The 22,537-nt window shown below is 61.8% G+C and carries 18 protein-coding genes; 5 read left to right on the forward strand and 13 right to left on the reverse strand.

Going from position 1 to position 22,537, the window contains the following annotated elements:
• Positions 1-36: 36 nt before the first annotated feature.
• Genes folK through folP form a run of 3 tightly spaced genes read right to left on the reverse strand, consistent with a single transcriptional unit; the run spans position 37 to position 1,785 of the window.
• Positions 37-549 (reverse strand): 2-amino-4-hydroxy-6-hydroxymethyldihydropteridine diphosphokinase, encoded by a 513-nt coding sequence (folK, locus tag ASD00_RS20770; protein WP_025427188.1) that lies wholly within the window; start codon positions 547-549, stop codon positions 37-39.
• 1 nt (position 550) lies between these two features.
• Entirely contained in the window at positions 551-919 is a 369-nt protein-coding gene (gene folB / locus ASD00_RS20775; RefSeq protein ID WP_025427189.1) for a dihydroneopterin aldolase, read from the reverse strand.
• A gap of 14 nt (positions 920-933) precedes the next feature.
• Positions 934-1,785 carry a dihydropteroate synthase gene (gene folP / locus ASD00_RS20780; protein WP_025427190.1) on the reverse strand — a complete coding sequence of 284 codons (852 nt, stop codon included), beginning with the start codon at positions 1,783-1,785 and terminating at the stop codon, positions 934-936.
• 105 nt (positions 1,786-1,890) lie between these two features.
• On the opposite strand from folP, the gene ASD00_RS20785 reads away from it, so the two are divergent.
• Positions 1,891-2,520, forward strand: a complete 630-nt coding sequence (locus tag ASD00_RS20785; protein WP_025427191.1) for a DUF922 domain-containing protein — start codon at positions 1,891-1,893, stop codon at positions 2,518-2,520.
• Positions 2,521-2,983: 463 nt separating this feature from the next.
• Here ASD00_RS20785 and ASD00_RS20790 read toward each other — a convergent pair whose 3' ends face one another.
• A complete protein-coding gene (locus ASD00_RS20790) occupies positions 2,984-3,304 on the reverse strand; it encodes a 2Fe-2S iron-sulfur cluster-binding protein (RefSeq protein ID WP_025427192.1) in 321 nt (106 codons plus the stop codon).
• A 181-nt stretch (positions 3,305-3,485) separates the two neighbouring features.
• Positions 3,486-3,854, reverse strand: a complete 369-nt coding sequence (locus ASD00_RS20795; protein WP_025427193.1) for an Hpt domain-containing protein — start codon at positions 3,852-3,854, stop codon at positions 3,486-3,488.
• Between the two features lie 607 nt (positions 3,855-4,461).
• Here ASD00_RS20795 and ASD00_RS20800 point away from each other — a divergent pair.
• Positions 4,462-11,190 carry a kinesin gene (locus tag ASD00_RS20800; protein WP_057208687.1) on the forward strand — a complete coding sequence of 2,243 codons (6,729 nt, stop codon included), beginning with the start codon at positions 4,462-4,464 and terminating at the stop codon, positions 11,188-11,190.
• 1,273 nt (positions 11,191-12,463) lie between these two features.
• Here ASD00_RS20800 and ASD00_RS20810 read toward each other — a convergent pair.
• The 6 genes from ASD00_RS20810 to ASD00_RS40245 all read right to left on the reverse strand — a co-directional run bounded on the left by ASD00_RS20810 (position 12,464) and on the right by ASD00_RS40245 (position 19,872).
• Entirely contained in the window at positions 12,464-13,333 is an 870-nt protein-coding gene (locus ASD00_RS20810) for a cytochrome c1 (protein ID WP_025427195.1), read from the reverse strand.
• Positions 13,334-13,365: 32 nt separating this feature from the next.
• Entirely contained in the window at positions 13,366-14,646 is a 1,281-nt protein-coding gene (locus tag ASD00_RS20815; RefSeq protein ID WP_025427196.1) for a cytochrome b/b6, read from the reverse strand.
• A 14-nt stretch (positions 14,647-14,660) separates the two neighbouring features.
• Complete coding sequence (petA, locus tag ASD00_RS20820; RefSeq protein WP_025427197.1) at positions 14,661-15,239, reverse strand: ubiquinol-cytochrome c reductase iron-sulfur subunit; 579 nt, start codon at positions 15,237-15,239, stop codon at positions 14,661-14,663.
• A gap of 365 nt (positions 15,240-15,604) precedes the next feature.
• The gene (locus ASD00_RS20825; RefSeq protein ID WP_038576142.1) at positions 15,605-17,470 is read right to left on the reverse strand and encodes an ABC transporter ATP-binding protein; all 1,866 of its coding nucleotides are present in this window, start codon (positions 17,468-17,470) and stop codon (positions 15,605-15,607) included.
• A gap of 121 nt (positions 17,471-17,591) precedes the next feature.
• Positions 17,592-19,445 carry an ABC transporter ATP-binding protein gene (locus tag ASD00_RS20830; protein WP_025427199.1) on the reverse strand — a complete coding sequence of 618 codons (1,854 nt, stop codon included), beginning with the start codon at positions 19,443-19,445 and terminating at the stop codon, positions 17,592-17,594.
• Positions 19,429-19,872, reverse strand: a complete 444-nt coding sequence (locus tag ASD00_RS40245) for a hypothetical protein (RefSeq protein WP_144239149.1) — start codon at positions 19,870-19,872, stop codon at positions 19,429-19,431. The genes ASD00_RS20830 and ASD00_RS40245 overlap by 17 nt, the downstream gene beginning before the upstream one ends.
• Here ASD00_RS40245 and ASD00_RS20835 point away from each other — a divergent pair.
• Both ASD00_RS20835 and ASD00_RS20840 read left to right on the forward strand, forming a co-directional pair.
• A complete protein-coding gene (locus ASD00_RS20835; RefSeq protein ID WP_057208689.1) occupies positions 19,860-20,432 on the forward strand; it encodes a GNAT family protein in 573 nt (190 codons plus the stop codon). The two genes, ASD00_RS40245 and ASD00_RS20835, sit on opposite strands and share 13 nt — an antisense overlap.
• A gap of 6 nt (positions 20,433-20,438) precedes the next feature.
• Positions 20,439-20,900, forward strand: coding sequence for a tRNA (cytidine(34)-2'-O)-methyltransferase (locus ASD00_RS20840; protein WP_057208691.1), 462 nt, complete (start codon positions 20,439-20,441; stop codon positions 20,898-20,900).
• Positions 20,901-20,977: 77 nt separating this feature from the next.
• Here ASD00_RS20840 and ASD00_RS20845 read toward each other — a convergent pair whose 3' ends face one another.
• The gene (locus tag ASD00_RS20845) at positions 20,978-21,553 is read right to left on the reverse strand and encodes an NADPH-dependent FMN reductase (RefSeq protein ID WP_025427202.1); all 576 of its coding nucleotides are present in this window, start codon (positions 21,551-21,553) and stop codon (positions 20,978-20,980) included.
• Positions 21,554-21,631: 78 nt separating this feature from the next.
• Between ASD00_RS20845 and soxR the strand changes: the two genes are divergently transcribed.
• The gene (gene soxR / locus ASD00_RS20850; protein WP_025427203.1) at positions 21,632-22,111 is read left to right on the forward strand and encodes a redox-sensitive transcriptional activator SoxR; all 480 of its coding nucleotides are present in this window, start codon (positions 21,632-21,634) and stop codon (positions 22,109-22,111) included.
• 6 nt (positions 22,112-22,117) lie between these two features.
• On the opposite strand, the gene ASD00_RS20855 is transcribed toward soxR, so the two are convergent.
• Positions 22,118-22,378, reverse strand: a complete 261-nt coding sequence (locus ASD00_RS20855; protein WP_025427204.1) for a hypothetical protein — start codon at positions 22,376-22,378, stop codon at positions 22,118-22,120.
• Between the last annotated feature and the right edge of the window lie 159 nt (positions 22,379-22,537).

A 22,537-nucleotide genomic window follows, 5' to 3' on the forward strand; every position in this document is an offset into this window, starting at 1 on the left:
CAAACGCTGGGGCTTTTCTTTTTGTGCTACTCGAACTCAGGCCCCTGCCCGCCACCAGCCCCTGTCTTCGTCCACCACCTCGATGCCGGTGACGTCGGCATCCGCCAGCCAGTCTTCGACCCGCCGTCCGTTCACACGCATGCCGGAGGCAAAGTCCGCAAGCGGCATCAGGACGAAACCGCGCGCAGTCATGCGCGGATGTGGTAGCTCCAGCTTGGTCTCGGTCTGGGACAGGTCGCCGAAGGTGAGGACATCGATGTCGATCGTGCGCGGGCCCCAGCGTTCGTCGCGCACCCGCTTCATCTGCCGCTCGATATCAAGGCAGGCGTCCAGCAATGCCTCCGGGCCGAGCAACGTTTCGACTTCGGCGCAGGCGTTGAAGAACCAGTCCTGATCGGTCTTGCCCCAGGGTGGTGTCCGATACAGACGCGAAACGGCCCGAACCGCGCAATCCGGCCTGGCATCGAGCATCTGCAATGCATCTGCCATGGCCCTTCTCGGCTCGCCCAGGTTTCCGCCAAGTCCCAAAGTTGCGATATGCCCGCTCATCTCAGGCGACGTGCTCGACCGTGACTTCGACATAATCGAGAATTCCGGGAACCGGTGCATTCGGCTTGCGGACGGAGACCTTGGCACGCCGGACCTGCGGAAAACGCACGCACAGGGTCTTTGCGACCTCGAGCGCCAGCGCCTCGATCAGATAGCGCCGCCGACCGGTGACGATGCGCTCGATTTCGGTAAAGGCGATGCCGTAATGCACGGTGTCGTCGATCGAATCATCGACCAGCGCCGAGCCTTGCTCCACTTCAAGCTCCGCATCGACGAAAAACCGTTGCCCGAGGAATTCTTCCTCGTCGAGAACGCCATGGCGCGCAAAGAAGGCACAGTTTTTCAGGGTGATCGTATAGGTCGCGCTCATGGTTTTCCGTCCCGTCAGCTCTTCTTTGCACCCAGCATAGCATCCGCCACCATCAGCGCATCCCTGCTGTTTGCGACATCATGTACGCGGAAAATGGCCGCACCCGCCATGCGTAGCAGGGCCGTGGTCGCCGCGGTGGCGGCATCGCGGTCCGCCGGCTCTCGTTCGGTGACAGCACCAAGGAACCGCTTGCGTGACGTGCCGACCAGAAAAGGCAGCTCGAAACGGTGCAATTCGGTAAACCGCGCCATCAGTTCGAGGTTCTCTTCCGTGTCCTTGGCAAAGCCGAAGCCCGGATCAAGCACGATCCGTTCGCGTTCGATGCCGGCTTCTGCCGCGATCTGCAGCGAGCGGTCTAGGAAATGGAACTGGTCGTCCACCACATCGGCAAGCTTCTGGCGATCGCGGCCTGTGTGCATGATGCAGAGCCCGGCGCCCGTCTGCGCAGCAACCCGCGCGATATCCGGTTCGCGCTGAAGGCCGTGCACGTCGTTGATGATGTGGGCGCCAGCGTCGACGGCAAGCCGTGCGGTCTCTGCCCTATAGGTATCGACTGAAATGAGCGCATCGGTGTCGCGCGCCAATGCCGCGATGACCGGAAAGATCCGGTTCTGTTCCTCTTTGGCACTCACGGGCGCTGCGTCCGGTCTGGTCGATTCACCGCCAACATCGAGGATCAGGGCGCCGTCGTCGATGCAGCGCTTGCCCTGGACAACGGCTGCTGCCGTATCCGTGAAACGACCGCCATCGGAGAAAGAGTCGGGGGTAACATTGATGATCGCCATCAAAACGCCACGCGGCCCCAGTTCGAGACTACGGCCATGCGCCAGCTTCCAATGAAAATTTTGAAATGGATTGTAAGTCATTTCCCCTCACGATGCGCCGCAGACAACCATTTCGATTTGCTGTTGCACCCACGCTGGCTATGCCCCAAGCTTGATTGAAGTTCAACTAAAGAGAACTACGCATTGATGTCTCGAGTACGCGTTCCGTTCAAAGCCGCCCTTCTTGCCCTTCTGGTTGCCATGCCCTTGGGCTCTGCGTCCGGCGAAACGGTGATAAACAAGAGCTTTTCCTATTTCTCGATCGGCGGCCGCACGGCGGCGGACCTCGACAAAGCTCTGTCCAAAGCCGGGCCGATGATGAAATCGACGGGCGCGCGCCATCCGGGCGCGACGCGGATCAAGTTTGGCGGCACGATCACCTACGTCAATCGCGGCGGACGCTGCGCGGTCGGCGTCGCCCGCGTCACGCTCAGCACGCGCATCATCCTGCCGCGCTGGAAATATCGCAAGCAGGCCAGCCGCGACCTCGCTCTGGTCTGGGATACGTTGTCGAGCGATATCAAGCGGCACGAGGAACGCCACGCCGAGATCGCCCGCAACCACGCCCGCGAGATGGAGAAGATGTTTCTGGCCCTGAGGCCGCAGGCGGACTGCGAACAGATGCAAGAAAGCGTCACACGCGCCAGTACCGAAGCGATCGCCGCTCACGACAAGGACCAGGCCCGGTTCGACCGGACGGAGGCGGCCAATTTCGACAAGCGCATAATCCGATTGCTGCAATACCGGCTGGATGCGCTGAAGAAAACGCAGCGCTAGACAGGTCGCTGTTCAACGGTCACGACCGACATAAGCATAGCCGGAATATACTTTGAGGCGACCTGTTCAACGAGTGCGCACCCACAGTATTTTATTGGTGAAATCTAGCGATAGCTACAGCTGAGCGACTCGCTTATATTCAGAATATGGAACGTGGGGGCGAATTGAAATCCAACCCTCCGTTGTCGAAAGGAATTTGGCGGACCATCATGGTCTTGCACGACGTATAAATATTGCCGTTACTTGAGTTCAGCAGTGTCGTTTCGTTTCTTTAAGCGCAAAGCTCGACGACGCAGCAAATACAGGTTCTCCTGGCGTGTCTTCATGCAGCAGATGTTCCCTCCCTCATCTGCGTGCGATGCGCCCTCCTAGCCTCGCTCGTCACACGACCAGCGAGGCGCTTTTTTGGCAAACATGACATCAATAGATCGATAGACTGAAGATGGGCGCCAACGGCCAGCGATCAGGCCTGGCGTTCGGGCACGTGCACGACGAGCCCGTCCAGCGCATCGCTGACCTTGATCTGACAGGAAAGCCGCGAGGTCGGACGGACATCATAGGCGAAATCCAGCATGTCCTCTTCCATCGCTTCCGGAGCGCCGACGACAGCCGTCCAGGCATCGTCGACATAGACATGACAGGTGGCACAGGCACAGGCCCCGCCACACTCCGCTTCGACACCCGGAACCGAATTGCGAACGGCGTTCTCCATGACGGTCGAGCCGTTCTCGACATCGAGTTCGTGGCGCGTGCCATCAAAGGCAACGATCGTAAGTTTTGTCATGTCACTTTCCGGAATAAGCTGATGGGACTGGCCGATTGCGCAAAGCCGCGCGGGGCGGCGGGCGCGAATTCAGGGAAAGTTCTTCCAACAATTCGGCCATCCAGTCAACAACAGCCGGCAGTTGCATCGCGGACGCAGCGTTTCAGCGCGGGCCGCGATGCACCTTTGTGGCTCGCTGCAATCAGCGGCAGAGCTTCAGGATAAACAGTTCAGCCTCAAGCACGCTCTCTGCAAGAACGTCGGGCAAAGCCGCATCGGTCGGACGCTGTTCGATCGCGCCGGCCGCAGCAGCGACGTCGACGGCGCCGACAGCGAGTGCGGCCCCCTTCAACTGATGGGCCGCCTGGGCACGTCCATTCACGTCGCCATCGGTGATTTCCTTCATCACCTTGCGTGCCTGACGGGCGAACAATTGCAGCACTTCGATTTCGAGCGCCTTGTCTCCCATTGTCTGCGCGGCAAGGTGGGCAAAATCGATGGGCTTCTTGCCGGAAAGAGAAGAGCTACCCGGAGTGTCGGGAGCTTCGAAGGCAATTCTGAGGGCCGCCATGAGCCAATTTCCCTATTGTTTGTATGCTGTTGGTCTTTATCCGACGCCGTCCCGCGACATTCGCGGTCCAATTGCCATGGGCGGCACGGACACCGTGACCGACGACGCCTGTTCACCAAGCTTCGTCGCCGGACGATCGCTACGGTTTGCGAGCTATCATCCTCCACGGGCGGGCGCTGCTATCGGCTTAAAACGGGGCGCAATATAGGCAGGAATCTGGGAAAATGGTTAACGCTCGTTAAACCTCCTGATTTCCTTGCCTTTTCCGACCTAAACCCCTTTGCCACATTAAGAATTCATTAGGATTTTAATGAAGCTGGAGTGCTCTTAATTGTAACAACCGGGCTAATGTGTCACTACGATACGGTTAGGAACGGGCTTGCGTACGAAAATGGCAACCGTTCCGGTGGATAAGCTGTGCGAGTGGTGCCCTCGAGGGTCAATTCCGACTATCCATCGAGGAAATGCAGTGGTGTTCAGTAGGGTATTGCGTAGATGTGATGCGCGTATCTTGCCGTCACCGCCCCGGTGAAGTCAGTGCCTGGCCGCAATCGCGGATCAAATGGACACGCTTCATCGCAGGCAAAAGGTAATGAGGCGTATCCCTATGGCGACGAAGAAGAGCAACGAGTCAATTGATGAAAAGGCCTTCCAGGCTCTGGAAGCGGCCCTTAAGATCGATTTTGACGAGCTTAAGTCGAGCCCTAACGACAAGACTTCCTTGGATAATCCGGAGGAAAATGTGTCTGACTCCACTAATCAGGCTGCTCAGCCCGATCACAGCCGAAATGCCAAGCCTCAGCAGGAAGCCCCCCGCGCCGCGCGAGCAAATGACGCCGCACGCGGGCTCGCTCCTGAACCTGCGCCAAAGTCGCCTCCCCTTTCTCCGGCAAACGACGATGGGCGCCGCTCTCCGGCTGCCATGTTGCGCGCCCTCGACGTTCGCTCGAACCGCGCCGCCATCCGTGTCGCAGCCCTCGTTTCGGTGATCTGGGCCGTGGCCGGCATCGGTGTCGCCAACCTGCTCTATGGCCCACAGATCTGGCAGATCCGCTCGCTGAGCGATCTCGCTGCCACCCCGGGTGCCGTCGGCGTCGCCATTGGCATCGCGCTGCCGATCATGCTCTTCTTCTCCTTCGCCATCATGATCGCCCGCGCGCAGGAACTGCGCAACGCCGCGCGCTCCATGGCCGAAGTGGCATTGCGCCTGGCCGAACCGGAAACTGCGGCCGCCGACCGGGTCATGACCGTCGGTCAGGCCGTTCGCCGCGAAGTCTCGGCGATGAACGAAGGCATCGAGCGCACGATTGCGCGCGCCACCGAACTCGAAACGCTGGTTCACTCCGAGGTGAATGCGCTCGAGCGCAGCTACAGCGAAAACGAACTGCGCGTGCGTACGCTGGTTCAGGAGCTGGGCCTTGAGCGCGAAGCCATCATCGGCCACTCCGAGCGCATCCGCTCGACCATCGCCGGTGCGCATGGCAAGCTGAAGGACGATCTCGACCAGGCCGGCGAAGACATCGCCTCGCGCATCGCCATCTCCGGCGAGGCTTTTGCCTCGCTGATCGACACGCGGGCAGCGGCACTCAGCGAAAAGTCCGACACGGCGCTGCAGAACATCAGCACCATGCTGTCGAACCGCACGGACTCGCTCCTTTCCGGCCTGACGGCAGCCGGCCTCGGCCTCAGCAGCGAATTCGACACCCGCCTCGACCAGCTGAGCGATACGCTGACAAAGCGCGGCGAGCAGCTGCTCGGCCAGTTCGAGACCCGCGCCTCCTCGCTCGATGCTAACACTGAAAAGCTGAATGCCGCGCTGAACGAGCGCGCCCGCCAGCTCAATGAAACGCTGATTGCCCGCACCCGCGACCTCAACGAAAGCCTGAGCGTCGGCCAGCAGGCAATTGCCGGCGGCCTCGAAGACGTGCTCGCGACGCTCAACGCCACCCTCGACGAAAAGGGTGCGCATTTCCGCCAGAGCCTGCGCTCCAGCGCCGACGATGCCATCATGGATCTCGATCTGCGCGGCGGATTCTTCGAAGAAAAGCTGCAGACGACAGTCGGCCACCTTGCCACCGCCTTCGACGAACGCTTCCACGAGTTCGCATCGGCCTTCGACAAGCGCGCCAGCTTGCTCGACACCAAGCTGATGGAAAGCCTGCACCGCATCAACGAGACCGTCAGTGGCGGTTCGGATGCCATCGGTGGCGCGCTCGACAGCAGCATCGAGAAGATCGGCTCGGCGCTTTCGGATCAGTCGCTCACACTCGCGACAGCACTCGGCGCCACCCACGACTTCATCGAGGAGACGATCGGCAGCCGCACGTCCGATCTCAGCAACCTGATCGGCGGAGCCCATAGCCGCATCGACAGCGTTCTTTCCGAAAAGACCAGCAGCCTGATGGGCGCCTTGTCCGAGGCTCAGGATCGCATCGAGAACGGCTTTGGCCAGCGCGCAGATGCGCTTGCAAATGCACTGACATCAAGCGAACAGCGCCTGACCGAGGGCCTCGACACCCGCACGGCACAGTTCGTCGATGGCCTGCACGCGGCCCATGCCCGCATCGAGCAGACGCTGACCGGCTCGACCGACGAGATCACCAGCGCCATCGCGGCAAGCCAGCACCGCCTCGACAACACCCTGTCCGAGCGCACCCTTGCCCTTTCGACCGTGCTTTCGACCGGAACGGACGCGATCGAAGGTGCCGTCGGCGAAACGGCCGACCGGCTGGAGCGTGTTCTTTCGGAACGCAGCCAGGCGATTGCAGAAACCCTTTCGACCCAGACATCGGCACTCGACGGCGTTCTCGCCGATCGCTCCGCCCACATCACCTCGACGATGACGGCCCGCGCCAACGAAATGGCAGATTCCCTGAGCCGTCATGCCGAAGACGTCGCCGACAACCTCACCTTCCGCGCCACGGCCGTTGCCGAGACGATGACCGACCGTGTCGGTGAAATCGAACAGAAGCTTTCGGACAGCGTATCCCTCGTTGCCGAAAACCTCGGTGGCCGCGTCAGCCAGATCTCCGACACTCTTACCAACACCAGCGCTCGCATTGCCGAAGACCTCAGCGGCCGCGTGGGCAAGATCTCGGACGTCCTGACGGCCACCAGCGCCCAGATCGCCGAGGCGCTGACCGCGCGCACCACCGAGGCGACAGCCTCGCTCGCCGGCAAGGCGACGGAAATCGAACAGACGCTGACCGGCCGCGCCGAGCACCTGCGCGAAACACTCTCCTCGACCCACGAGCAGATTCGAGCCACGCTCGACGACCGGATCAACGCAATCAACCTCGCCGTCGACCAGGGCCGCGACCAGCTGGAAGGCATGTTGTCCGACCAGTCCGTGTCGATCGCCACCAGCCTTGCCACCAGCGCCAGCATGCTCGAAATGTCGCTCGAAGAGCGCCAAGCGGCACTTGCCGGCATCATCGACCGCAGCGGCGAAACGCTGGAAGCCCGCATGCGCTCGACGACCGGCAACATTGCCGAGCGCCTGGCGGAAACGGCCGGCCAGATCAGCCTCGCCGCCGACACGCTGACCAACCGCGTCGACATGTCGATCAACGGCCTCAACGACCGCCTTGACGACACCGGTCTGCGCATCGAGACAAGCCTTGGCGCGCTTGAAGAGCGCATGCGCGACAGTGCCGAAAATGTCGGTTCGATTGCCGATGCGGCGGGTGTTCGTGTCGAGACCCGTCTTGGCTCGCTCGAAGACCGTATGCGCGGCAGCGTCGATAATGTCAGCACGATCGTCGATGACACGGCCGCCCGCATCGAGACCCGTCTGGGTTCGCTCGAGGGGCGGATGCACGGGAGCGTCGATAAGGTCAGCGTCATCGTCGATGAAACCAGCAGCCTCATCGAATCTCGCCTCGGAACTTTGGAAGACCGCATCCGCGGCAGCGTCGGCAATGTCAACGCAATCGTCGACGACACCGGTATCCGCATCGAGGCCAGCATTGGCACCCTGGAGGATCGTATCCGCGACAGCGTCGGAAGCGTCAATGCCATCGTCGACGATACCGGCGCCAAGATCGAGACAAGTCTCGGTTCTCTGGAAAGCCGTATTCGAGGCAGTGTCGGCAGCGTCAATGCCTTGGTCGATGACACCGGTCTGCGCCTGGAAACGAGCCTCGGCTCGCTGGAGGATCGCGTCCGCGACAGCGTCGACAGTGTCAACGCTATCGTTGACAACGCCGGCCAGCGCATCGCCGACAGCCTCGGTGAGCGTTCCGGCGAGATCGACCGCGTCAGCGAGGAAGCCGCAAGCCGCATCTCCAGCGCCATCAATGCCGGTACGGACCGCATTGAAGAGCGCCTCGGCACCATGGACCGCGCCCTCAACATCGGCCTCGAAAACGTCAACCGCACGATCGAAGGCAAGGCTGCGGTGCTTGTCACCAGCCTGCGCGGCGCCGTCAGCGAAGCGACGCAGGAGATCGACGCCGAGGCCGGCCGGATCGAAGGCAAGACCGCGGACCTCATCAGCAACCTTCGCGGCGCAGTCGGCGATGTGGTCCAGGAACTCGACACCGAAGCCGCCCGCATCGGAGGCAAGGCTGCCGGTCTCGTCACCAGCCTTCGCGGTGCAGTCGGCGATGTTGCCCAGGAACTCGACACCGAAGCCGCCCGCATCGAAGGCAAGGCTGCCGGTCTCGTCACCAGCCTTCGCGGTGCAGTCGGCGATGTTGCCCAGGAACTTGACACTGAAGCCGCCCGCATCGGAGGCAAGGCTGCCGGTCTCGTCACCAGCCTTCGCGGCGCAGTCGGCGATGTTGCCCAGGAACTCGACACCGAAGCCGCCCGCATCGAGGGCAAGGCTGCCGGTCTCGTCACCAGCCTTCGCAGCGCGGTTAGCGAAGCAGCGCAGGACCTCGACGCGGAAGCGGCCCGTTCCGCCGGCCTTCTTTCCAAGGCTGGTCAGGACTTCGCCAATGTGCTGGCGGCCCGCAACGCCGACTTCGCAAATGCCATTGAGCAGACCGCCTCGACAACGGCCGCACGCCATGCCGAACTCGCCCGCTCGGTCGCCGATGCCTCTGACACCGCCACTGCACGCCTTGCCGCCACGCATGGCCAGGTTGCCAGCCACGCCCAGAACATCCAGCAGGGCTTGGCAGATGCCGAAAAGGCACTGGAAGCCCGTGGTGAGGCGATCCGCAGCACGCTCGACGATCGGACCCGCGAACTCAACTCGATGCTCGCCGGCCGCTCTATGGAACTGTCGCGCATCATCGACGAGCAGGCACGCCCGGTCATCGATCAATATGCCGCAACCGGCCGTGAGGCTGCCGAGCGCATCGCCAGCCTGACGAAGGACAGCACCGATCGCCTGCGCGCGGAAAATGCCGCATTGGTCAATGCCATTACCGAACGCACCGGCGAGACGCTCAACGCCATCTCGCTGCGCGCCGAGGAAACGGCAAAGGCGATGAAGATGGTCGAGAACCGTCTGCAGTCGACGGCCCTCGGCCTGATCGACCAGCTCGCCGCCAACAACACGGCGATCGCAACTGTCATCGACCAGGCAAGCGACAATCTCGGCGACATGGACCAGCGGCTGGAGGCTACGGCCACCCGATTCTCCGAAACCACGCGCCAGGCTTCCGACATGCTGTCGACCTCTACGCGCCTCATCGAAGGCAAGGTCGACAAGCTCTCGGACATCTCGGCCTCTACCCTGTCGCAGATCGGCGGCATCGTCGGCCGCTTCGAGGATCACTCCAAGGTGCTCGGCCAGGCCTCGGACCTGTTGGGCGCCGCCCAGTCGAACCTCGTCAGCACACTCGAGGAACGCCAGGATGCCTTGCGCACCCTGTCGGTCGGCCTCGTCCAGCGCTCGGAAGAAATCGAACGCACCATGCGTGCACTCGAAGGCTTCGTCGATGGTGCCTTCCAGCGTGCCGAAGAGCGCTCAGGTCTGGTTGCTGGTAATCTGCGTAGCGGCATCCAGCAATCCTTCTCGGATGTCGGCCGCCTGCTGTCGAGCACCGAACAGCGTGCAGCCGAAGCCGCCGAATCCATGCGCAATGCGCTGGCCCAGGCCGGCGACGAGGCTGGTGCCTCGGTCGAGGCAGTCTTCTCCCGCGCCGAAGAACGGTCGCGCCAGATTGCCGATACGCTGCGCTCCGGCGTCGAGACCTCGTTCGCCGACGTCAACAAGACGCTCTCGGCGGTCGAGGGCCGCGCGCTCGGCGCCTCCGAGGCGCTCCGCCAGGCGATCGCCAAGGTGGGCGAAGATGCGGGTTCCTCAATCGAGGGTGCATTCGCAACCGCCGAGGAACGCTCCAAGGAAGTGGCGTCCCGCCTGCGCGGCAGCGTCGCGTCGTCTGTCTCCGACGTCGAGCGCATGCTTAGCGAAAGTGGCAAGAAGTCCGACGGCGTCGCAATCCAGCTGCGCGACGCCGTTCGCGTGGCGATCGACGACGCCATCGGCCGCTTCAGCGGTGCGACCGACGATATCCGCCGCTCGGCCGGCGAGATCCGCAAGGAACTCGATATGACCCGCGAAGAGCTGAAGCGCAGCGCCTTCGACCTGCCCGAGGAAGCCAAGGAAAACGCCGCCGTCATGCGTCGTGCCGTGGCCGAGCAGATCAAGGCCCTGCAGGAGCTGTCGGAAATCATCGGCAAGTCCTCGACGCAGCTCGAAGTCGCCCAGCCGCTGCGCCAGCAGCCGGTTGCTGCCGCTGCTGTGGCTGCAGCGCCTGTCGCCCGTCCGGTCCAGCAGCCGGTCGCAGAGCCGCGTCGCCAGGATCCGGCGCCTGCCCTGCGCGGCAGCCTCGGCATCGAACAGGCGACCGTCCAGCAGCCTGCCCCGGCCCAGCCGGAAACGCAGGCCGTCACCAGCGAAGTCGCAGAAGGCGGTGGCTGGATGCGAGACCTGCTGCGTGCCGCGTCGCGGGAAGAAGCGCCGGCAGCCGCACCGCAGCGCCCGGCAGAAAGCCAGCCGGTTGCCCGCAGCGGCGATAACCGCAACCCGCGCCACGTGGTGGAATCGCTGAACTCGCTTTCGGTCGATATCGCCCGGGCCATCGACCACGACGCATCGGTCGACCTGTGGCGCCGCTACCAGCGCGGCGAGCGCGACGTCTTCACCCGCCGGCTCTATACGCTGAAGGGCCAGCAGACCTTCGACGAGATCAAGCGCAAGTACGACCGCGAGCCGGAATTCCGCACCGCCGTCGATCGCTACATCGCCGACTTCGAAAAGCTGCTCGCCGATGTCGCACGCAACGATCCGGACAAGCGCATCACCCAGACCTACCTTACATCCGACACGGGCAAGGTCTACACGATGCTCGCCCACGCCGCCGGCCGCTTCAACTAAGAGGCAGCCCGACCGGCAAGATTTGACGGCCCCATCGCAAGGTGGGGCCGTTTTCACATGTGTCGTCCACAGCGGAAGCGCGCAACAGGTTCGCGTCCGCATCGAGGGCTTCGAGATGTTCTGCATCGACCCAGTGTGACCCACGGCGCGATGACGGTCGTTGTGTGCCTTACCCAGATACCGCATTGTATCCGGATACCACACTGTCGAACCCAAAATCCCTGCCGCATCATCACCGCCGATCTTCCCCAACCACCCGGTGCCGTCGGGCGCCGAGGATCGACATTGAAAAGTGGCGCGTCGGTGCCAGCACAGTGCCGTTGGCGGCGGCACAGTGCCCTAAGTTCAAGGATGCGCGGCATCGCCAATGTTACGGCGCAAGCACGCCCCAGGAGCGGAAGCCGCTTCACTAGTCCCATTTGAATGGCAGAGTTACTCCACGCGCGTTGCGCGCCAACGTGGGCAGCTTACCGGCGGCTACCTACGGCAAACTGCCGTACTACATCACCGCCGATGCTGCCGAGGTGGCGGAGTACCAAGCACCCAACGGATGACCCTTTCATAGCGTCGGCTGGCCGACGCCATTGTCCACAAGAGTATCCCGCAGCCAATCTTGGCGGTGTGGGCCGGAGTGCAGGAGAACGGCGTTTGCCGCACCGTCGACCACAATCGAGAAAGGCGCGGTTCGAGCTTGGAAAAGCCCGGGCATGTTCGTCGCATGATCAGCAAACGCTGACCAGAAGACAGCAGACATGCCTAGCATTCTAAAATTCTGCCCAGGCCCAGGCGGACGCCCTGCCAGGTTCCGCAGCGGTATGTATCCACACCTTAACTATCTCCTGCGGAAGCTGCCGCGAGCATCTCATGCATCTGGCATTAGCCCGACGCGACAGATGTCGCGGTTCACTCCTCATGACGAGAACGACCTGGCGGCCACCACCATAGTAGCTACGCGGCATTGCGTTGCATCAGCGCGTTTGAGTGCATTCCGGCGGCAGCCGGCACATACCCCCAAAGGCGCTTATTTCGGGAAGTAGCAGCGATCCGACCCACTGGTCCGACGCAACCAATCGCGCCACGGTTCGACAACACGAGACAAGGCTCGGATACCCCATCACCGCATTGACACCAGGTTGCTCTTTCCCGTCCAGGCAGAGCCACCTCATGCGCATTTCGCACCGTCGAACGAAAACAACACCGCGCAAAACAAAAGGCCCCGGACAAACCGGGGCCTTTCTAAGGTTTCGATCAAGCTGGCGAAGCCAGTCTGCGATCAATGTTCCTTGTTGGCGTAAACCGACTTCTTGGTCAGGTAGACGAGACCGGTGAAGATCAGCAGGAACACCATGACCATGAAGCCGGTGCGCTTGCGGTCTTCCAGGTGCGGCTCGGCTGCCCACATCAGGAAGGCCGAAACGTCCTTGGCATACTGGTCCACCGTCTGCGGCGTGCCATCCTCGTAGGTAACCTGATCGTTGGAGATCGGCTGGGCCATCGCCAGCGCAGAAGCGTTGGCGAAGTAAGGGTTGTAGTGCGTGCCTTCGGCGACCTGAACGCCTTCCGGCGGCTCATGGTAACCGGTCAGCAGCGCGTGGATATAATCCGGGCCACCTTCCTGGTAAGGCCAGAACATATCGAAGACGAACTGCGGGAAGCCGCGTTCGATGCCGCGCGCCTTGGCGATCAGCGAGAAGTCCGGCGGTGCAGCCCCGTTGTTGGAAGCAGCAGCTGCTTCCTTGTTCGGGTACGGCGACGGGAAGTGATCCGCAGGCACGGCCTTGCGGGTGTACATTTCGCCGTCAGCGTTCGGGCCGTCCTGAACTTCGTAGTTCGCGGCGAAGGCCTTCACCTGTGCGTCGGAATAGCCGAGGCCTTCGAGCGTACGGAATGCCACCAGATTCATCGAGTGGCAGGCCGAACAGACTTCGGTGTAGATCTTCAGGCCACGCTGCAGCTGACCCTTGTCGTAGTTGCCGAACGGGCCGGCAAACGACCAGTCCTGCTGCTCAGGCTTGTGGATCGGATAGTGGGGCGTGCCGCCGCCATGCTCCGCGCCACCTGCCGCCTCTTCAGCGACAGCAGCTCCGAGACCGAGGCCAGCGACGACAGCAAGTGACAGAATGCCTGTTACAAGCTTTTTCATTGTTGTGGGTTCCTTATCAATCGCTGTTCTGATCAGGCACGTGCGGTGGCCGGCTGTGCCTTCGCATTCTTCTTCTCAAGCACCGCCTCGGTGATGGAATTCGGAATGCGCTTCGGCGTTTCGATCAGGCCGAGGACCGGCATGATGACGAGGAAGAAACCGAAGTAGTACAGAGTGCCGATCTGCGACATGACAACGTACAGGCCTTCCGCAGGGCGCGAACCCAGCCAGCCGAGCAGGATGGCGTTGACCACGAAGATCCAGAAGAACAGCTTGTACCAGGGACGGTAGACAGCCGAACGCACCTTCGAGGTATCCAGCCATGGCAGGAAGAACAGGATGATGATCGAGCCGAACATCACCAGAACGCCACCGAGCTTGGAGTCGATCGGGCCGACATTGAAGGTGATGGCGCGCAGCATCGCGTAGAACGGCAAGTAGTACCATTCAGGAACGATGTGGGCAGGCGTCTTCAGAGCGTCAGCCGGAATGTAGTTGTCCGGATGGCCGAGGAAGTTTGGCTGGTAGAATACGAACCATGCATAGACCAGCAGGAACACGGAGACGCCGAGTGCGTCCTTCAAGGTCGCGTAGGGCGTGAAGGGAACGGTATCGGTCTTCGACTTCACTTCGACGCCGGTCGGGTTGGTCTGGCCGGTGACGTGCAGGGCCCAGACGTGAAGCACGACAACGCCGGCGATCATGAAGGGCAGCAGGTAGTGCAGCGAGAAGAAGCGGTTCAGGGTCGGCTGGTCAACGGCAAAGCCGCCAAGCAGGAACTGCTGGATCCACTCACCCACCAAGGGGAAGGCCGAGAAGAAGCCGGTGATAACGGTCGCGCCCCAGAAGGACATCTGACCCCAGGGCAGAACGTAGCCCATGAAGCCGGCAGCCATCATCAGGAGGTAGATGACCACGCCGAGGATCCAGAGGATTTCGCGCGGTGCCTTGTACGAGCCGTAATAGAGGCCACGGGCGATGTGTAGGTAGACGGCGATGAAGAAGAATGATGCGCCGTTGGCGTGCATGTAGCGCAGCAGCCAACCGTGGTTGACGTCGCGCATGATCTTTTCGACCGAGTTGAACGCAACGGTCGTGTCGGAGGCATAGTGCATGGCCAGCACAATACCGGTCAGGATCTGCACGATCAGCATCACGGAAAGCATGGCGCCAAAGGTATATGCGTAGTTCAGGTTCCGGGGAACCGGATAGCTGATGAAGCTGTCGTGAATCATACGCGGCAGCGGAAGACGGGAATCAACCCATTTCTCAATGCCAGTCGTTGGCGTGTAGGTTGAATGTTCAGCACTCATTATCAGTAGTCCCCTCAACCGATCTTGATAACTGTGTCGGAAACGAACGAGAAGGTCGGCACGGCGAGGTTCTCCGGCGCCGGACCTTTACGGATTCGGCCGGCCGTATCGTAGTGGGAACCATGGCAGGGACAGAACCAGCCACCGAAATCACCGGCCTGACCAAGCGGCACGCAGCCGAGATGGGTACAGGAGCCGATCATCACGATCCAGTTTTCCTTGCCTTCGCCGGCGGAGCGATCGAGATCGTTCGCCTCGGCGTCGGTCGGAAGGTTGGCGTTGCGCGCAACCGGATCCTTGAGGTCGGCAAGAGCGACCGCCTTGGCCTCTTCCACTTCCTTCTCAGTGCGGTTGCGGATGAAGATCGGCTTGCCGCGCCATTTGGCCGTCAGCGACATGCCGGCCTGCAGGCTCGACACATCGACCTCGATCGAGGCGAGAGCAAGCGTCGAAGCATCCGGACGCATCTGGTCGATGAATGGCCAAGCGACCGCGCCGGCGCCGACGACGCCCGCCATGCCGGTGGCCAGGTAAAGGAAATCGCGGCGAGTGGGCTCGCCCGAGGTCTCGCTTGAAATGTCGTGTTCGCTCACGGCTAAACCATCCTCTCACGCAATGTTGCGGAAACCGCATCCGCCCAGCGAGATCCCTGCCCTTGCGGTTTCACCTAGGTCAAGGAAGCACGCCCAATCAATGTGCTGACACCTTAGCCGGTTTGCTGTTGCAAACACGTTATCGGGCGTCAGAATCCGAAAAGTGCTGCGCGCACACGGCTCGCAGATTCCCCGTCAATCCGGCGCGTTCTATGCTTGATCGCAAATTATGTCCAGCCTTGACAAGGGTGGGTGGGCAGATTGTCGCGGGGAAAAGCGCGGCCAATTGGCACAAGGACTTGACGGTCGTCATTGCAGTTGGCCGGCGGCCGTTCGAAGGGTGGAGAAAAGGCGACGAGGCCGCCCTACTCTGCCGCTTCTTCGCGTGCCAGAAAGCCGCCGGATTGCCGCGACCAGAGGTCAGCGTAAAGACCGCCCCGAGCGATCAGTTCGGCGTGGGTTCCGTCCTCGACGATCCGGCCCTTATCCATGACGACGAGCCGATCGAGAGCGGCGATCGTCGACAATCGGTGTGCGATAGCAAGCACCGTTTTTCCTTGCATCAGCCGGTCGAGATTGGACTGGATTGCCGCCTCGACTTCGGAATCGAGCGCCGACGTCGCCTCGTCGAGAACGAGGATCGGCGCATCCTTGAGCATGACGCGGGCAATCGCGATACGCTGCCTCTGCCCGCCAGAAAGCTTGACGCCGCGTTCACCGACATGGGCATCGAAACTCCTGCGGCCGCGCTGGTCCTGGAGATCGAGAATGAACTCGTAGGCCTCGGCCCTCTCGGCTGCGATGATCAATTGCTTGTCGGTTGCATCCGGGTGGCCGAAAAGGATGTTGTCCCGGATGGAGCGGTGCAGCAGCGAGGTGTCCTGGCTGACCATGCCGACCTGTGCGCGCAGCGATTCCTGCTTCACCGTCGAAATGTCCTGCCCATCGATCAGGATGCGCCCGCCCTCGAGGTCGTAGAAGCGCAACAGCAGGTTAACGAGCGTTGACTTACCGGCGCCCGAACGGCCGACGATCCCGACCTTTTCGCCTGGACGGATCACGAGCGAGAAGTCGTCGATGACGCCGGCACTCTTGCCGTAATGGAACTTCACATGCTCGAAACGGATTTCCGGCTCGCTGACCGACAACTCCTTGGCATCCGGTTTGTCCACAAGACCGATCGCCTGGGAGACGAGCTCGGCCGAATTCTGGATCGTGCCGATGTTGCGCATGATCGAGTTGAACTGCGTCATCATCCGGCCGAGCAGCATGTTGAGTCGCAGCACCAGCGCCAGCGTGAAGGCAACCGCACCCGAACTGATCGCACCGCCAAGCCAGAGGTGGATGGCATAGACGGCGATGGCCGCGATCATCATGCCCGAAAGCAGCGCAAGCGAGGCACGCACGGCCGTCAGTAGCCGCGTGAAGGGGATCACCGCCCGCTGGAAGCGATCGAAGCCGGCGCGGATATAGCGGTCGTTCTCGTCGTCGCGACCGAACAGTTTCAATGTCTGGATGTTCGAATAGGCATCAACCATCCGCCCGTTCAGCATCGAGGCCATTTCAGCCGTATCGCGCGCGTGCTTGCGGATGCGCGGAACGAAGTAGCGCGCCAGCGCCAGGAAGAGGACGATCCAGAACGCGACCATTGCCGCCAGCCGCCAGTCGAGCTGGGCGATGAGCGCCATGGTCGAGGCGGTATAGATGACGATGAACCAGACGACCTGCAGCAGCGAGACGATCAGATCGCTGGTCGCCTGCGCGCCGGACCAGACTTTCGTCACGATCCGGCCGGAAAAATCGTTCTGGAAGAAGGAAAGCGATTGCCGAGCGACGTGGGTGTAGGTTTGCCAGCGCACGAGATTGAGGAAGCCGGTGATGATCGACTGCTCCTCGACGAGCGCTGCCAGCGACACCGCGACGAAGCGGAACACCAGCACCGTCAGCAACATGAACAGAAGCTCTGGCCCGTTGGCGGAAATTAGCCCGCTCCAGCCCGCTTCGGGCTTCACAGTGTCGAGCAGATCGACCAGCCGTCCGACGAAGTAGAAGAGCCCCGCCTCCAGCATGGCGACAAGGCCCCCGAGGATAGCCATCGCCAGAAACGGCCCTTTGGCCTGGCGGGCGTAGAACCAGGCAAAACCCCACAGCGATTTCGGCGGCTGCAATCGCTCGCGCGGCGCAAACGGCTTGATCCAGTTCTCAAAGATGCTGACGATGGCGCTGAGCATGTTTCCGATATAGGCGGTTCGGCGGCAACAGCAATCGGTTTCCACCATCGGGCGCATTACAAATGCGTTAGGTGACGTGGCAAAACCCCGCCGCCCGCATGGGCGGCAGGGTCACAGCGGATCACTCCGCCGCTTCTTCCTTCTCGGTATCGTCGGCGATGAAGCCGCCCGACTGGCGTGACCAGAGGTCGGCGTAAAGGCCGCCCTTGGCCACGAGTTCGGCATGCGAACCGGTTTCGACGATCCGCCCGGCCTCGAGGATGACCAGGCGGTCCATTTCCGTCAGCGTCGACAGGCGGTGGGCGATCGCGATCACCGTCTTGCCAGCCATCAGCGCGAACAGGTTCTCCTGGATCGCCTGCTCGACTTCGGAATCGAGCGCTGATGTCGCTTCGTCGAGGACGAGGATCGGCGCGTCCTTGAGGAAGACGCGGGCGATCGCGATACGCTGGCGCTGGCCGCCGGAGAGCTTGACGCCCCGTTCGCCGACCTGGGCGTCGAGCCCCTTGCGCCCCTGGTTGTCCTCGAGCGCCTGGATGAACTCCCAGGCATTCGCCCGCTTCGCAGCCGCGGTGATCGCCTCGTCGTCGGCTTCCGGGTGTCCATAGGCGATGTTGTCGCGAATGGAGCGGTGCAGCAGCGAGGTATCCTGCGTGACGACGCCAATCTGGGCGCGCAGGCTATCCTGGGTGACGGTGGCGATATCCTTGCCGTCGATCCGGATTGCGCCTGACTCCACGTCGTAGAACCGCAATAGCAGGTTCATCAGCGTCGTCTTGCCGGCACCCGAGCGTCCGACCAGGCCGATCTTCTCGCCCGGCTTGATGTCGAGCGACAGGTGATCGATGACGCCCTTTGCCTTGCCGTAGTGGAAGCGGACGTTGTCGTAGGTGATCGCACCCTTTTCCGCCTTCAGCGCCTTGGCATCCGGTTCGTCGACGATGTCGTGCGCCTTGGTCATCATGCCGATACCGTCATAGACAGTGCCAATGTTCTCGAACAGCGCCGAGACTTCCCACATGATCCATTGCGACATGCCGTTGATGCGCATGGCCAGACCAACGGCGATCGCGATCGCGCCGACCGAGATGGCACTTGTCAGCCACAGGTGAATGCCGAGCGCGCTGATTGCAAACAGCGCGATGCTGTTGTTGGCGTAGACCAGCACGTGGAACAGCGTCACCTTGCGCATCTGGCGATGCACCGTGTCGAGGAAGCCGTCCATGCCGGCGCGCGCATACGTTTCCTCGCGGCCTGCATGCGAGAACAGCTTGACCGTGCCGATGTTGGTGTAGCTGTCGACGATACGGCCCGTCATCATCGATCGCGCGTCCGCCTGCTCCTTGGAAATCTTCTGCAACCGCGGCACGAAATAGGTAACGATGCAGATGTAGATCACCAGCCAGACGGCGAGCGGCGTCACCAGCCGCCAGTCGGCAGCGGCAACGACGATCAGCATCGTGACGAAATAGCTGACGACATAGACGAAGACGTCGAGGATCTTCATCACCGTTTCGCGAACCGCAAGCGAGGTCTGCATGACCTTGGTCGCCACGCGGCCGGCGAACTCGTTGGCGAAGAACGTCATGCTCTGGCGCAGCAGATAGCGGTGCATCTGCCAGCGGGCGATCATCGGGTAATTGCCGAGCAGCACCTGGTGCATGATGAACGAATCGATCGCCACCAGCAGCGGCAGGCCGATCAGAACCAGGCCGCCCATCCAGATCAGCCGGTGACCTTCCGCCTGCAGGAAGGTGTCGCGATTGGCACTCGACAGCCAGTCGACCATGTTTCCGAGAAACTGGAACAGCGCCACTTCGCCGATGGCGATGAGCATGGTGCAGACCGACATGATGAGCAACCACGGAACTGCGGGCTTGGAATAGTGCCAGCAGAAGCCGAAAAGGCTCTTCGGCGGAAGCACGGGCTCTTCCGTCGGATAGGGATTGAGGCGGGATTCAAACCAGCCAAACATAGACTTGCTCCTTCAGAGTATTTTGAAGGAAGGCGGGAATTTGCCCCGCATTCTTTATCGTGAAAATTTCAGTCCGGAAATGCTGCCCGCCATAGCGGTTTGTCTTCCGGAGTTCCGGAAGCGCGCATCGATCTCTTGAAAGATAAGTCGCGGAACCGGTCAGGCCAAACGGTGGCCCATCACTCCTGGAAGGCGTGTCAACATCAATACAGTCATCATTGCCTCCGTCGGTTCGCGTTGAAGAGAGGTTCTCTCTACCCCTAATCGCGTCGACATGCCAGATTGTCGCAGGCACTTTCCTGCCTGTTTTTTCATCGTTCGGTCGGATGTTGCTCATTCGGCACAGATTAGACACCGCGAAATCAAACGGAAACGACACATGGCAGGCGCGTCCGGCATTGGTAGGAGACGCATATGAACGCATCATCGACGCCCCCTCCCGAATTGAAAGGACAAGGTTTCCATCTGAGGCGGCCGGAAGGGGGCGACGTCGAGGCGCGACTGGCGCTCGGGCGGGATCCCGAGATCCACCGCATGTTCGGTGGCAGCGCCACCTTCGCCCGCGCTTTCGGACAAGCGGATGCAGAAGCGTGGGTGCAACACCTCGTCGAGCATCCAGCTGCCTGGATCATCGATCGCAACGGGCCAATTGGCGAAGTCAGGCTCGACAATATCAACCGGGTCGACCGGCGCGCCTCCTTTGCCATCGGCATCTTCAATCCGAAATTGCTCGGCCAAGGGCTTGGCACTGCCGTCACCAAGCTTGTATTGGCGCATGCGTTCGGCGCGCTCGGCCTGCACCGTGTTTCGCTGCGCGTGCTTGCCTTCAACGAGCGCGCCATCGCCAGCTACCGCAAATGCGGCTTCTCGGTCGAGGGACGAGAGCGAGAGACGGCGCTGATCGACGACGCCTGGCACGACGACATCATGATGGGGATTCTGGCGCATGAATTCTCCGCCGCAAAAGACAAGTCGCAAGAAAAGTGAACAGACGTGAGTGACCTCCGCATTGCCCTCTACCAGCCCGACATTCCCGGCAATACCGGCACGATCCTGCGCCTTGCTGCCTGCCTCGGCCTTGCCGTCGATGTCATCGAGCCGGCGGGCTTCGACCTTTCCGACCGCAATCTCAAGCGCGCCGGTATGGACTATATCGCCTCGGTCACCCTCACCCGCCACATCAACTGGGAACGGTTCGAGGCGTGGCGGGTGCCGACCGGCCGAAGGCTTGTGCTCGCCTCCACCAAGGCCGCCGAGCCCTATACCCGCTTTGAATTCAGGCCCGACGATATCCTGCTGTTCGGTCGGGAAAGCGCCGGTGTGCCAGACCATGTGCATGATCGCGCGGAAGGCCGCATCCTCATCCCGATGGCCGAGGGGCAACGGTCGCTCAACGTCGCCATGTCTGCTGCGATGATCGCCGGCGAGGCGATCCGGCAAGTGCAACTGCTCTGAAAAACATCGCATGGTAATGCCCTGCCTTTCCCGATGGGGGGTGACGATGGGCGCGGCCAACGGCAGCGCCCCAAAATTCAGGCGGCAACCTCGTTGTAGGGCGTCGCCTTGCGGGCCTGCTTCAATGTCCGCGCCCACCAGATGAGCCGATCCATCATCAGGAACAGCGGCGCACGCAGCTCCTCGGGCTTGTAGAGGTTGCCGGCCGCATCGAACTTCGACCAGGCTTTGGCAAACTGGACGCCGTCGCGCAGCGTCACCGCATGCAGCTCGGCAAAGACTTGGCGCAACTGCTCGACGGCGCGGATGCCGCCGGAAGCGCCGCCATAGGAGACGAAGGCGACGGGCTTGGCATGCCACGGCTCGTAGACCGAATCGATCAGTTCCTTCAGCGCGGCCGGGTAGCCGTGATTGTATTCCGGCGTCACCACCAGGAAGGCATCCGCTTCGGCCACCTTGCGCTCCAGCCACTCGCCGGGATTGACCGTGGCGCCGACGCCGCGCGATGCCCTCAGCCGTGCCGGATCGATGACCGTGAGATTGAAGACGTTCGAATCCGAGATCTCACGGATCAGCCAGTTGGCGACCGTGTCGCAGAAGCGCCCCTGCCGGGCGCTGCCGTAGATCACCGCAAGCGTCATTTTCTCTGTCATGGGGATCAGCTCCTTGTTGTGAATTCCATGGAGCTCATGCTATAAAACCTCAACATTAGTTGAGGTCAATAGCCCGCCATGACGATTGTAAGAAACAGCGAAATGCGACGCGAACTGACCGTCGGCGAAGTCGCCGAACGCAGCGGCGTCGCCGTTTCCACCTTGCATTTCTATGAGGCCAAGGGTCTGATCCGCAGCAACCGCAGCCGCGGCAACCAGCGCCGCTATCCCCGAAGCGTGCTGAGGCGCGTGGCGGTGATCAAGGTGGCGCAACGGACCGGAATTCCGCTTTCGGAAATCCAGGCGGCGCTGACGGTGCTGCCCGACGACCGGCCCCTGACGGTGCAGGATTGGGCTCGGCTGTCGGAAAGCTGGCACGAGCAACTGAATGCGCGCATCGCCAGCCTGATGGCGCTACGCGACCACCTGACGAGCTGTATCGGCTGCGGATGTCTGTCGCTCAGGGAATGTCCGCTGCGCAACCCCTACGATGTGCTCTCGATGGAAGGCGCCGGCCCTCGGCTGATGGATGCGACGGAAGAGGACGGCCAGCCCTAGGAGGCCTCAGTCTGCAGTCGGCAGGCGGCGCATGGTGAACTCGATCTCGTCGCCGTCGAGCTGGCGCCAGCTTTCCACTTCGGTCCAATAGGCGGCTTTTGGCCAGGTATCGAACCATTCGCGCGCCTTGGCGCGGGCCGCACTTCGATCGAGCCGAAAGGTTTCACGCACGAAAAGGCCATCGCCTCGTGTCGGATTGTCCCGGCGATGCCGGGCGATCTGGCGCCGCAAACCATCGAGCGGCGGACCTGCGGGTATTCTTGCCATGGGCCATACCTCTGGAGGTAAAGATAGTGTGAGTATCGGGCCATTGCGAGTCCGTTTTACACCGCCCATACGATGCGGCAGACTGCAGCGCGGCGCGCCAAATATGACGCGCAAAGGACGCTGCAGCGCTTTAGACTTGCTGCATAATTTTCTCCTTAA

This window comes from Ensifer sp. Root31, from assembly GCF_001424825.1.
Classification (GTDB): domain Bacteria; phylum Pseudomonadota; class Alphaproteobacteria; order Rhizobiales; family Rhizobiaceae; genus Ensifer; species Ensifer canadensis.